At 37.1% G+C, this 12,279-nt stretch carries 12 protein-coding genes, 1 tRNA gene and 1 pseudogene; 3 read left to right on the forward strand and 11 right to left on the reverse strand.

Annotated elements, in window-relative coordinates:
• The 5 genes and pseudogenes from AC1DG9_RS16360 to AC1DG9_RS16380 form a co-directional block, all read right to left on the reverse strand.
• A pseudogene (locus tag AC1DG9_RS16360) lies at window positions 1–401 on the reverse strand (AraC family transcriptional regulator); the annotation flags it as partial.
• Between the two features lie 19 nt (window positions 402–420).
• Window positions 421–1,158, reverse strand: coding sequence for an SDR family oxidoreductase (locus tag AC1DG9_RS16365; RefSeq protein ID WP_172660673.1), 738 nt, complete (start codon window positions 1,156–1,158; stop codon window positions 421–423).
• A gap of 12 nt (window positions 1,159–1,170) precedes the next feature.
• Window positions 1,171–1,728 (reverse strand): aldo/keto reductase, encoded by a 558-nt coding sequence (locus tag AC1DG9_RS16370; RefSeq protein WP_477634904.1) that lies wholly within the window; start codon window positions 1,726–1,728, stop codon window positions 1,171–1,173.
• A complete protein-coding gene (locus AC1DG9_RS16375) occupies window positions 1,676–2,017 on the reverse strand; it encodes an aldo/keto reductase (RefSeq protein WP_477634901.1) in 342 nt (113 codons plus the stop codon). Before AC1DG9_RS16375 ends, AC1DG9_RS16370 begins: the two co-directional genes overlap by 53 nt.
• Before the next feature lie 118 nt (window positions 2,018–2,135).
• Complete coding sequence (locus AC1DG9_RS16380) at window positions 2,136–2,339, reverse strand: aldo/keto reductase (protein WP_288880688.1); 204 nt, start codon at window positions 2,337–2,339, stop codon at window positions 2,136–2,138.
• Between the two features lie 138 nt (window positions 2,340–2,477).
• Between AC1DG9_RS16380 and AC1DG9_RS16385 the strand changes: the two genes are divergently transcribed.
• The 3 genes from AC1DG9_RS16385 to AC1DG9_RS16395 all read left to right on the forward strand — a co-directional run bounded on the left by AC1DG9_RS16385 (window position 2,478) and on the right by AC1DG9_RS16395 (window position 6,320).
• Window positions 2,478–3,614 (forward strand): hypothetical protein, encoded by a 1,137-nt coding sequence (locus AC1DG9_RS16385; RefSeq protein WP_288880685.1) that lies wholly within the window; start codon window positions 2,478–2,480, stop codon window positions 3,612–3,614.
• Window positions 3,615–4,417: 803 nt separating this feature from the next.
• Window positions 4,418–5,764, forward strand: a complete 1,347-nt coding sequence (locus AC1DG9_RS16390; RefSeq protein ID WP_337715375.1) for an MORN repeat-containing protein — start codon at window positions 4,418–4,420, stop codon at window positions 5,762–5,764.
• 70 nt (window positions 5,765–5,834) lie between these two features.
• A complete protein-coding gene (locus AC1DG9_RS16395; RefSeq protein WP_337715377.1) occupies window positions 5,835–6,320 on the forward strand; it encodes a hypothetical protein in 486 nt (161 codons plus the stop codon).
• Window positions 6,321–7,289: 969 nt separating this feature from the next.
• Here AC1DG9_RS16395 and AC1DG9_RS16400 read toward each other — a convergent pair.
• The 6 genes from AC1DG9_RS16400 to AC1DG9_RS16425 all read right to left on the reverse strand — a co-directional run.
• A tRNA-Leu gene (locus tag AC1DG9_RS16400) sits at window positions 7,290–7,369 on the reverse strand.
• Window positions 7,370–7,414: 45 nt separating this feature from the next.
• Window positions 7,415–7,714 carry a DUF3817 domain-containing protein gene (locus AC1DG9_RS16405; RefSeq protein ID WP_048904329.1) on the reverse strand — a complete coding sequence of 100 codons (300 nt, stop codon included), beginning with the start codon at window positions 7,712–7,714 and terminating at the stop codon, window positions 7,415–7,417.
• An 85-nt stretch (window positions 7,715–7,799) separates the two neighbouring features.
• Window positions 7,800–8,333 (reverse strand): iron-sulfur cluster co-chaperone HscB C-terminal domain-containing protein, encoded by a 534-nt coding sequence (locus tag AC1DG9_RS16410; protein WP_172660679.1) that lies wholly within the window; start codon window positions 8,331–8,333, stop codon window positions 7,800–7,802.
• A 6-nt stretch (window positions 8,334–8,339) separates the two neighbouring features.
• Window positions 8,340–9,665 carry an RIP metalloprotease RseP gene (gene rseP, locus AC1DG9_RS16415; RefSeq protein ID WP_172660680.1) on the reverse strand — a complete coding sequence of 442 codons (1,326 nt, stop codon included), beginning with the start codon at window positions 9,663–9,665 and terminating at the stop codon, window positions 8,340–8,342.
• Between the two features lie 39 nt (window positions 9,666–9,704).
• Complete coding sequence (locus AC1DG9_RS16420; protein WP_477634902.1) at window positions 9,705–10,856, reverse strand: 1-deoxy-D-xylulose-5-phosphate reductoisomerase; 1,152 nt, start codon at window positions 10,854–10,856, stop codon at window positions 9,705–9,707.
• A partial coding sequence (locus AC1DG9_RS16425; protein ID WP_477634903.1) for a GH3 auxin-responsive promoter family protein occupies window positions 10,853–12,279 on the reverse strand: 1,427 nt, incomplete at its 5' end. The genes AC1DG9_RS16425 and AC1DG9_RS16420, both read right to left, overlap by 4 nt.

Genomic DNA, 12,279 nt, shown 5'->3' on the forward strand with positions numbered 1-12,279 from the left:
AATAAGGCCTCTGAAACATCGTAAGAGAAAAAGCCGTATTGATTTATTGTTTTTCCTAATGGATAATTTCGGATAAAGTCCGGATGAAAATACAAAGCGATACCTTCATAGCTTTCTACGTCTTCCGGTGAAAAAACAATTTGTTTTGGTTTCAAAAATGCTAATCCGCCTTCTTCAAAATCGTAATATCCCTGTCCGTATTTTATGTGTCCTGTAAATGTAGGCTTAAAGGAAATCTTGTAGAAATCAAGACTTACTTTTTGCCCTTTTGGAAACATTTCAATCGAAACATTATTATAGTCAACCAATGCAATCAGCGGGTGCAATGGTGCAGGAAATCCCAATATCCGCACCAATTGCGATATACTTTTAATGTGATTGATATTAGATTGTTGTTGCATTTTTGGTTTACGAATTTAATCAATTTTGTTTTGACGGACGAATAACAATATCGCCAATTTCAACATCGTTAGGTTGGCTTATTGCATAAATTACAGCATTGGCAATAGCTATGGGATCTATGGCAATCTGTTCCATTCCCTTTTGGACAGCTGTTTTCATTTCTTCATTTTTTATGTTGTTTGCAAAATCTGTTTTCACAATTCCGGGCGAAATGCCTGTAATGCGTATGTTTCCATCTGACTCTTGACGAAACGCCTCTGCAATCGTGCGAATGGCATTTTTAGTTCCTGCATAAACGCCCTGCATTGGGACAATCTTTATTCCTGAAGTAGAAATGATATTAACGATATGTCCCGATCGTTGTTGTTTGAAAATAGGAATTGCAGCGGCCATCCCATACAAAACGCCTTTCAGGTTAATGTCGATCATTTCTTCCCAACCGTCAATATCCAATTCGTCAATACGGCTTAATTGACTGACACCTGCATTATTTACAACGGCATCTAATTTTCCATATTGCTCAACTGCCGTATTTACCAACCTAACTAGATCGGCTTTATCCTTTACATCAATTTGAGCAAAGGTGGCTTCACCACCTTTATTTTTAACTTCTTCAACAAGTTGTTGTAATTGTTCTGTTCGTCTTGCACCCAAAACAACCTTGGCACCATTTTTTGCTAATTCTATTGCAATGGCTTTGCCCATTCCGCTGCTTGCACCTGTAATGGCTACAACTTTCCCTTTAATATTTTCCATTGCTGTTCGTTTTTATTTGTCTATTTGTTTTTCTAAAAATTCCGGATAGCGGTCGCCCACAAGTGTAATTCCATTTACTGTTGTGTCAATTTTTGCAAGTTCATCGGTTGTTAATACAATATTTGTACTGCCAATGTTTTCCTCTAAACGATGCAATTTTGTAGTCCCGGGGATTGGTGCTATCCAAGGCTTTTGAGCTAAAAGCCAGGCCAATGCTAATTGTCCGGTCGTAACATTCTTTTGTTTAGCAATCTCAGAGAGTGCGTCCACTAAAGCCAGATTTGCCTTTATATTTTCTTCGCTGAAACGAGGAATAATGTTTCTACGGTCGATATCCTCTAATTTTTTGTTTATTACACCTGTAAGGAAGCCTTTACCCAAAGGACTGAAGGGAACGAAACCAATTCCTAACTCTTCCAAGGTTGGTATGATTTCATTTTCTGGCTCACGCCAAAACAAAGAGTATTCGCTTTGTAATGCTGTTACAGGTAGAATTGAATGTGCTCTTCGAATAGTTTTAACACTTGCTTCCGATAAACCGAAATATTTTACTTTGCCTTCCTGTATCAGGTCTGTCTAAACCTACCGCTGGTCTGGCATCCTTACAACCAAATTTTGTGGCGATTACTACGTCTTTTCTATAAGGCTGTAATGCCTCGCCAACAATTTCTTCATTGGTGTAAGGTCCGTAGGCTTCTGCGGTATCAAAAAATGTAATACCTCTTTCAACTGCGTTGCATAGTAGTGTGATGGCATCTTTTTTATCAAGACCCTTGCCATCCAAGAAGTTTAAACCCATACAGCCAAAGCCTAATGTGGAAACTTCTAATCCACTATTTCCTAATTTTCTCTTTTGCATAATCCTTTATTTAATTATTTCTAAAACTGACTTAAATTTCAAGTACAAAATTCTTGATTGTCGCGCTGTAAAAAGTAGTTGGATTGGTAATTGTTGTAGTCAGATTTTCAAACGTTTTTTAAACACTATAAATTAATCCGATGCCTTTATCTAACGATTTGATGGCTGTCAGATCATCGGCAGACAACTCTAAGTCAAGTGCATTGAAATTTTCATTAATCCTTTTCATATTTGCTGATTTCGGAATAACCACGACTTCTTTTTGGATTAAACATCGCAGAACCACTTGGGCGATATTCGTGTTATATTTGCTTGAGAGCATAACAACAAGTTAATGGAAATCTGCCAGCACATGCAGTTTACTCCTGAGGTTTTCGTCGCGGAAAGGAATATCTGGAGGTATATTATTGAATCATCAGGGTGATAAATTCAATTTATTGTATCTTCCTAAAAAAAACAAATGAAGAAAACCAAACTACTAATTCTAACTCTGTTTATTGCCAATTTCAGTTACGCACAAACCGCTCTAATGGATAGTTTAATTCAAAAAAACTACTCCACCTTTAAAAAAAACAATAACAACACTTTCGAAGGAAAAGGATGGATTACCCTACAGGATGAAATCAGCAAAAACAATTCTGTGTTATTGGGCGAGCTGCATTTCACCGATGAAGTCCCTTACTTCACAAATGCGATTATTAATAATATTAAGTTCGACAACTATATTCTAGAAATTGATCCATATACAATCAACACAATATCAACAAAAATTAAATCCTTATCCTCAGCTGAACTGGACAAATTCCGTAATGAATCAGGTTCAGCTTTATCTTTTTTACAAGGTGAAGCTGAGTTTGATTTATTCAAAAACATACTTCAGCAGAATATCAAACTATATGGAGCTGATCAAATTAGTTTATTTTCAGACCGATTACTGCTTTCGGAATTGAGGAAACAAACCAAAAATGCTAAAGCAAAAGAAATTTATAAGCAGATGATCGCTAATTCCGCTGCTTATGACACAAAAAATAACACCACATTCTATTTGTTCTCTGACGATTGTTTGGCAAAAATGAATGCATTGAGTACTCTGAATTTATCAGCCAACGAGAAAGAGCAGCTTGAAGCACTAAAATTAAGCAGGGAACTATATTTAAGTCGAATTCACCCTTTAAGAGTTCAATACATGAAGCACCTGGTTCTTGAAAAACTACCTGAATGGAAAGACAAGAAGAATCTTTTCAAATTTGGTGCTAATCACCTGCCTAAAGGAGAGAGTTTAATGGAAGTATTCGATATTGGAAACCTGGTTTCCAATATCGAAGAGGCAAATTACCGGAAGTCATTACACATTATGCTCATCGGAAAAGAAGAAGGTGAAACATTGGCTGATTTAGATCAATATAAATCTTTCTTAACCGTCGTAAAAGATGACAATTGGTATACCTATGATTTAAGCCCCTTGAAACAAGCAATCTCTAAAAAGAAGCTTAAAGTAGAGAATTTGGAGCTGGAAAGAATTATAAAAGGTTACGACTATTTGGTTTTCATTCCAAACATAACTAAAACCCCAAAAAGAGGCAGGAAAGACTATTAAATCTGATCAAGAGCCGGCTGTTTTATAGCACAGACGGCTTACTTGGGTGAAGCCCGCTCATAACACCCAAAGAAAATGAGGTTCAGCAGAAATACTTTGAACACAGTTTGAAGAATATTTAGGCGTTAGAAAGATATAAAAAACCGGAATCGAAGTGTTCGATCCCGGTATGTACCGATCAGCGGGACTACTTTGAATATTTAAAAGCCTTTTTATTACTTATTGAGCCTATAGTGGAAGATTTGAAAGTTAAAGGTTTTATAAAATAGCTGCTCTGGATTCTTAGTTTTTTTTCTAGACATAATCTTGCTTTTATTTTGTCTTCAGCATTTTCGAGTTCCGAGAAAAATGCCCGACCTCAAGGGCGCAAGATTCTTTTGTGTATACAAAAGTACATCTTGCAAAACACCCGCGTGGTTAAAGTATTCCTGTAGGTCGCTCGAATTTGTGGATATTTACTTTTGTTGGTTCTCTGGAAAACCAGAATTTTTAATTGCACTTTTGGTATAGGAATAGAGGCAATTATCTACCGCGAGTTCATCCTTAATTCCCGGTAATAACTGAGGAGCCAGGCTTGATTCTTGTTCTTGAGGCAAATGCTTTCTTCGGTCTGATCATAATCAAAGTTTTGATAAGCAAAAGTGATGGGTTAAGAAACAGGAAGATGGTACTCCCGAAGTTAAGAACCTTTATAAAGTATCAAATAAAACTTATGAAAATTTATAACTGCTGCCAGCAGTATGTTTAAAATGGGAAATTCAATTTATGCAAAGGCGTAACACAAACAAAAATAACAGAAAAAAATGAGATTACTATTTTTTGGACTTTTAACATTACTTACCACAAATTCCTTTGCCCAAGGCAATGGACAGTTTGTAAAAGAACATCAATCAAATTGCAAAATATGGTTAGATGAACCGACAACCGCAGACAGCCTAATTTGGAATGGCAATTGCAAAAACAATTTTGCATCCGGAGCTGGCTTTTTGCAATGGTTTCAAAATAATAAATTGGCAGCTACCTACAAAGGTGAAATGAAGCAAGGAAAATTTGACGGGAAAGGAAAATTTGAAATTATTGGATATGCCAGTTTTGAAGGAACTTTTATCAACGGTTCCTTAAACGGAAAAGGTGCAGCCTATTTCAACAACGGCGGTAAAACCATTGGCAATTTTGTAAATGGTGATTTTTTAAACCTAGATGATCAATATCTACCTCTCCTTAAAAAACAAACTTTAGCCCTTAAAAACACGGCTGAGACTTATGGCAACATCAGCAAAGATGATAACCTTTTCTATTACGTACTCGCTCCTAAAAACCCAATACGGGCGGTTTTAGTTCTATTTCCATCAACAGGCGAAACGGCAGAAAATGTAATCAGCTGCAATAAATTTTTGATGCAACAAGCATACGATAAAAATATTCTGTCGGTAGTAGTGAGTGCAAACTACAACAACACATTAGATACGGATACAACATCAAAACGTTTTTTTGATACCGCTTTTGAAGATATTGTAACAAAGTATAAAGCTCCAAAAAATAAATTTATTTTAAGTGGACTTTCGTTAGGCGGGATGAACGCACTGCAATACACCGAAATGTCTCACAATGCAAAATACATCACTTACTTAACACCATTGGCAGTAATTGGTGTAGATCCACCAGTAGATCTAATAGATTTATACAACGGCGCAAAAAATGCAATTGTTAAGTACGAAAAAGAAGGGGATAAATTATCTCAAAGTAAAAAAATAGCATTGCAGGAAGACCATTTTCTGGTAAATGAATTTAAAAAACAGTATGGCGGGTCGCCAGACGAGTTTCCTGAAAAATATGTGGAAGGTTCGATGTTTACAAGAAGCAGAGACGATGGCGGCAATGCAAAATATTTGATCACTGTTCCTGTTAGATTATACTGTGACCCAGATATAGTTTGGCAACTTAAAAACAAAGGCAGGACCTATTATGATTTGAATGCTGCCAATCTTTCGGCAATGACAAATTTTTTAATGCAAAGCGGAAATAAAAAAGCAGAATTTATTCCCGCCATTGGGAAAGGTTTTAGGGTCGACGGAACAAGACATCCACATTCTTGGTCAATTGTAGAACCTACGGATTGTATCAAATGGATCTTGGATTTGGCTAAGTAAAAGTATACAATGTCGGTTTTATACAAGCTAGAAGCTGGTTTTAAATATATTTTCGAATGAATTTAAAGGTATGACCACGCTCATCAAATATTTTGCATTCGCCATACTCCTATTGGTTGTAGTCGGTATTTCAATAAAAAGAACCATCAATCAATCAACAGCACTACCAGAACGAGGTTGTTTTGTAAATTACATTCCAATTGATACTGCTCAAAAAGAGATTATTTTTCCACGATTAGCTGGCCATCTATTAAGTTATACAGGAGACGGTAAAGCATTGTTTACAACTATAACGAATAACTTTTCAAGGCCCATTTCAATGAAAGAGTGGCTGGCTTTGAAACAAAAGCCAAACAAACAAATCGCTGTTAAATCGACCTTAATAGAAGCTAGAGGAACGGTTAAAGCAAATGGTAATAAGTTGGTTTTTGAAAGTGATAAACCAGGCTTTCATAAAGTATTTTTGATAGACCTTTTTAAGGGAAATATCACTAAACTTAATGATGTAAAGACACACGATAAGTATGCTATTAGCACCTGTGATCCGAATCTGTAAACATATTAATTATGGTTTATAATTTACAAGCTTTTATTTGCCGACAAAGTGATGCCATACCACTTACAACGCATCATAAAAAAGCCATTTAAGTTAATCTCGAACAAGGATTATGTTTAATACCTATGACCGTTGACTTATCTGACCAAATCAATAAGGATCTGCAATTGGCAAACCTAGCTGTGTTCTCTTACCTCACTGAAAATCGAAAATAAGCCTTTATTCGACGATTTGAAAATCGCCTAAAAACAAAAAAGCCCTTTAAGATATCTTAAAGGGCTCACAGGTCCCGTGAGCGCACTGATTTCGAACTACATTTTAATGGATTGACCGAATTTAAGAGTTTGATTTTCGAAAGAAGAGCAATTGGAATCCACAATTAAGATTTAGCCGGAAGAAATCAAAAATTGACAAATATCGGGTAATTGGATTTTAAAGGGGTAAGATGTTGATTAGAAATAATGAAAGTTTGTTGATAAATAACAACTCGATGAGTGATGTGAAATCTCACGTTATTACGTTAAGGAGTTACATTATTTAACCCGTATATGTAATAACATTGTTAATGGAATTTCAAAAAAATGAAGCTAAAAAAATGCCACTTCGCAAGAGGCCTATCTTGATAGTGGATAATTTAAATAGAAGTTTCGGTACAGGACCGTATATAAAGGCAATGCTAGAATATTCTTTAAGTGGAAATCAACCGTCAAAATTCCGAAACGAGGATGAGCTTATTGACCGGACTTTACCGAATTTAACTAACCTCTATGAGATTTATCAAAAAGGCAACATTACACAGAAGCATACCCTGATGAGGGGGGTGTTCAAAGATAATCTGGTATGGGGTGATGGTATGTTTAGAACCGCTTTTATTGACCCAACGTTTAATGATAACATACTGAAAGTCAAGCAAAAAGGGTTGCTTTTTAATGAGCAACCCTTTAAGGTTTTGGGCTTGAGCCCGGTTAGTACCCAGCGCCGGAGTCGAACCGGCACGGTTTCCCACAGGTGTTTGAGACCAGCGCGTCTACCAATTCCGCCAGCTGGGCATTTGCTTATTCAGCGGGATGCAAATGTATCAATTGAATAACTAATTACCAAGACTTATTTAAATTATCTTCTTTAAGTTTTTTATCTACCCAAAAAGGGGCAAATGGCACTAATGATGCAAACCCTATGAGTACCACCTTTTTAAAGCTCCATTTATACTCTTGCCATGCCATAATTAAAAAAACAATGTACAGCACAAATAAAAGGCCATGAGCCCAACCTGTGTATTTCACAGCCAAAGGCATATCAGCCCAGTACTTTAGGGGCATAGCAATAAATACCAGCAAGATGTAAGAAATTCCCTCAGCAACGGCAACTTTTCTAAAAATGGATAATGTGTTCATATATATGGATTTGCGGCAAAGGTATCCAAACAATCATTGTAAAAAAGTAGCATTTTACTTTTTTACAATGATTTAACAGCCAGCCTTATATATTGGCAGCTTTAGCAATACTTTCTCTAAGTCTTAACAAATACTTAGTACGATAATACAAGTCCTTTATTGCAATAAGTGTTTTATCCTGCTCCGCTGAAGTCTGACCTTCAAAAGAAGTTGTAAGTGATAAAATTTCATCCGACAACCCCTTCTCTACTCCATTAACATCTTCCTTTAGACTTGCCAGCTTCACAGGGTCGGGATCAAATTGCAAATCCATTAATGCCTCATTAATATCCATCATCTCCATTAAAAAACTTTGGGGCAGAACATAGTTCTCACCTTCCTTTAATAAGCCTTTCAATTCCAGAACATAATGTAATCGCTTCTGCGGATCACTTAGAACCTGATATGCTTTATTATTTACCGTACTCAATTCCAATACCTCAGCCTGTTTCTCATCGCTTTCATTAATATAAAAATCAGGATGATACTTCTTACTAAACTCATAAAACTTTTGCTTTACGAGGGCCACATCAGGATTAAAGCTTAATGGTAAGCCATAAAATGCAAAATAGTCTGTCATAAGGGCTTAATGCATTACAGCCTTAAATATGTCGTTGCCGAGCACAAAAACCATCAACGACAACAGCAGGACAAAACCAACTATCTGGGCACGCTCCATAAACTTATCGCCAAGAGGCTTTCCTTTGATCATCTCTACAATCAGGAATACAACATGTCCCCCATCCAAAGCAGGTATTGGTAACAGGTTCATAAATGCCAAAGCAATAGAAATAAAGCCTGTAGAAGCCCAAAATCTCATCCAGATCCACTCTCCGCCATAAACTTTACGMGCGATTTCTACAGGGCCCGAAAATGCTTTGTTTGCCTGGATTTTACCTGTAACTACTTTCCAGATTCCTTTAGCATTATCACTAAAAGTTTTCCATGCCTGATTTGCTCCTATTGGAAGAGCAGCAAACAGACTATAATTAATTGTTTGTTGTTTTATCTCATCTATGTTAAATCCGATACCAATAGTTCCGGCACTGTCCACAGGAATAGTATAAGTTAACTTTTCAGTACCACGATTAATTATAAAAGACACTGGTTTTTTCTTGTGCTTCTGAAGCTCATCTCTAACATCTGCATTAAATCGAACAGGTGTATTATTTACAGCAACAATTCTATCACCTTTTTTTAATCCTGCTTTGAGTGCGTTGCCAAACACGCTATCTACTGTAGAAGTTAACAAGGGTGCCCTGCTAATAAACGCTTCAATTCCTAAATCAGAAACCTTATTTAAGATATTCTCAGGCACTTTGATATCCAGGGTTCTGTCTCCACGGATAACCGTTAAATTTGTGTTTCCGAGCAAAACCTTTGAACTGATCAATTCATCAAAGCGAATCACCTTGTTTCCATTAACAGCAATTACCTTATCTCCCTTTTGAAGCCCGATTTCTTTACCGATACTTCCGGGATTAATACCATTCTGTGCAGAACTGTTAGGAATAAATGTTTCGCCGTATTTAAATGTAAGCATCCAGAAAATCAGGATACCAACAACTATGTTGACAATAACACCGCCAAGCATCACTATTAAACGTTGCCAGGCTGGTTTAGACCTAAATTCCCAAGGCTGCGCCGGCTGATTCATTTGTTCGGTATCCATAGATTCATCTATCATACCTGCTATTTTAACATAGCCGCCTAATGGTAACCAACCGATGCCGTACTCACAATCCCCTTTCTTAAAACTAAACAACTTAACACCCCAGGCATCAAAAAACAGGTAAAACTTCTCTACCTTAATTCCAAAAGCCCGTGCCGCAAGAAAATGTCCTAATTCGTGTAAAATAACTAATATCGATAATCCCAGAAGTAACTGGGCCGCCATAATCAATCCGCTCATATATGATTTTAAATGTTTCTAAATTTGACTGTAAAAAACTTATTTTGTTACCAGCTCGCCCGCAAATATACGTGTATGCTGGTCGGTTTCTAAATAATTATTAAGAGTTGGTGTCGCTATAAAGCTGATATCAGACATACATTGTTCTATTATATCGCTCATTTCCAGGAAACCAATCTGATTTTGTAAAAAGGCATTTACTACCACTTCATTGGCAGCATTGATGATGCAAGGCATATTTCCTGCTCTGCGTAAAGCCTCAAATGCGAGGTCAAGATTTCTAAAAGTACCTCTGTCAGCCTTTGAGAACGTCAGCTCCGGATAATCCATAAAGTTGAAACGTTTAAAATTGCTGCTTATTCTTCCTGGATATGCAAAAGCATAATGAATTGGCAATTTCATATCAGGAAGACCCATCTGAGCCTTCATAGAGCCGTCATTAAACTGCACCAGCGAATGTACGATAGATTGAGGATGTACAATCACATCAATCTGATCTACATTCAAATCAAACAGCCATCTCGCTTCAATAACTTCTAGGCCTTTATTCATTAAAGATGCCGAATCAATGGTGATCTTAGCACCCATTACCCAGTTGGGGTGTTTAAGCGCCTCGGCTTTGGTAACATTAGCTAAAAAAGCACGTTCCTTCCCTCTAAATGGCCCACCCGATGCAGTTAAATAGATTTTTTCAATTGTATCAACTGCCTCACCTACCAGGCACTGGAAAATTGCAGAATGCTCAGAATCTACAGGTATAATTTTTACCCCATGTTGCTTTGCTAAACTAGTTATCAAATCACCGGCAACTACCAGCGTTTCTTTATTAGCCAGGCCAATATCTTTTTTAGCTTCAATAGCAGCAATAGTTGGTTTTAAACCAACAGAACCTACTATTGCAGTAAGTACTAAATMTGTCTCTGCTAAACTAGCTGCTTCACACAACGCTGCTTCACCTGCTAAAACCTTGATACCTGTAGCTGATAAAGCTGCTTTTACGGATTTATATTGACGCTCGTCGCCAATAACAACCATTAAAGGTTTAAACTTTAATGCCTGGGCAATCAATAGATCAGCGTTTGATTGTGCTGTAAGCGCTGTAACCTTATACAACTCCGGATTTGCCTCAATAACTTCTAAGGCCTGTGTTCCTATTGAACCGGTTGCGCCTAAAATGGATATGTTTTTCAATTTATAAAACTACTTAAATTATCAGCAATCTTTCTGTCGTTCGATAATCTTGGAACCTTATTCTGTCCGCCAAGCTTACCCTGGCTACGCATAAAGTTCACAAAGGCATCTTTCTGTAAAGAACGAATGATCAGTGGTTGCAGTATTTTCCCCTCAATGAGGTCAAAATAGTAAATATTCTTCTTTTGTAGTGCTTCATCTACTTTTTTACTGAAAGCCTCAAGATTCTTAGGAGGATTAAAAAACTCCACAAACCACTCGTGGTAAGGCAATTCGCCGTGTTTCGTTTCCACCTGAGGAGCTACAGTAAATTCTGTGATACCCACACCTTCCAGGTTAGCTACGGTAAGTAAAGCATGTTCTACCTCTTCGCCAATTACATGTTCTCCAAAAGCTGAAATAAAATGCTTAATACGTCCTGTCACCAATATTTTATACGGGTTTTTAGATACAAACTTAATTGTATCTCCGATGCTATAACCCCATAACCCGGCATTTGTATTGAGTATCAAAGCATAATTCTTTTCCAGCTCCACATCTTCCAGACTAACTCTCAAAGGGTTATCATTATAATACTCGTCTGCAGGAATAAATTCATAAAATATACCTGCATTTGCCAGCAGTAACAGACTTTTATCCTGCTGACTATCCTGATAAGCAATAAATCCTTCGGAGGCAGGATAAGTTTCAATTGTATCGATTTTCTTGCCTATGCTTTCCTCAATTTTAGCCCTATAAGGTTCGTAATTAACCCCGCCGTATACAAACAGGCTAAAGTTTTTAAAAATATCTTTAATCTTTTTGCCTCCGGATTTCTGTGCAAGCCTGTCAAAATACATTTGTACCCATGGCGGTATGCCCGAAATCAGGGTCATATCTTCATTAATGGTTTCTTCTACTATTGCATCAACCTTTTGCTCCCAATCTTCAATACAATTTGTGGCATAAGAAGGCAGACGATTTCTCTGTAAATAACCTGGAACAAGATGGGCTACTATACCTGATAACCTACCTACGTTAATTCCATTTTTTTTACTCAGCACAGGGCTTCCCTGCAAAAAGATCATCTTACCATTAACAAAAGCGGTGTTACCGGTTTCGTGAATGTAGGTAAGCAAGGCATTCCGGGCAGCTTTAACATGCTCGGGCACCGATTCTTTAGAAAGTGGAATGTATTTAACGCCCGATGTGGTACCAGAGGTTTTTGCAAAATAAAGGGGTTTTCCTTTCCACATTACATCAGGTTCACCTGCCACTACCCTTTCAATATAAGGTCGTAACTCTTCGTAATCCCTAACAGGAACCGCCTTTTTAAAATCCTCATATGTTTTTACAGAGGCAAAACCATGATCCTTACCAAAAGCCGTACTTTTTGCAGAATCAATGAGTTGGCTTAAAGTTCCCTTCTGTGCTCCCACTGCAT

The sequence above is a fragment of the Pedobacter sp. 05L430 genome (assembly GCF_056397585.1).

Bases quoted from the DNA above. Each gene is read 5' to 3' on its own strand.
- AC1DG9_RS16395 (WP_337715377.1), top strand. From the start codon at position 5,835: ATGACCACGCTCATCAAATATTTTGCATTCGCCATACTCCTATTGGTT.
- AC1DG9_RS16385 (WP_288880685.1), top strand. From the start codon at position 2,478: ATGAAGAAAACCAAACTACTAATTCTAACTCTGTTTATTGCCAATTTC.
- AC1DG9_RS16410 (WP_172660679.1), bottom strand. From the start codon at position 8,333: ATGACAGACTATTTTGCATTTTATGGCTTACCATTAAGCTTTAATCCT.
- AC1DG9_RS16365 (WP_172660673.1), bottom strand. From the start codon at position 1,158: ATGGAAAATATTAAAGGGAAAGTTGTAGCCATTACAGGTGCAAGCAGC.
- AC1DG9_RS16375 (WP_477634901.1), bottom strand. From the start codon at position 2,017: ATGCAAAAGAGAAAATTAGGAAATAGTGGATTAGAAGTTTCCACATTA.
- AC1DG9_RS16390 (WP_337715375.1), top strand. From the start codon at position 4,418: ATGAGATTACTATTTTTTGGACTTTTAACATTACTTACCACAAATTCC.
- AC1DG9_RS16405 (WP_048904329.1), bottom strand. From the start codon at position 7,714: ATGAACACATTATCCATTTTTAGAAAAGTTGCCGTTGCTGAGGGAATT.
- AC1DG9_RS16380 (WP_288880688.1), bottom strand. From the start codon at position 2,339: ATGCTCTCAAGCAAATATAACACGAATATCGCCCAAGTGGTTCTGCGA.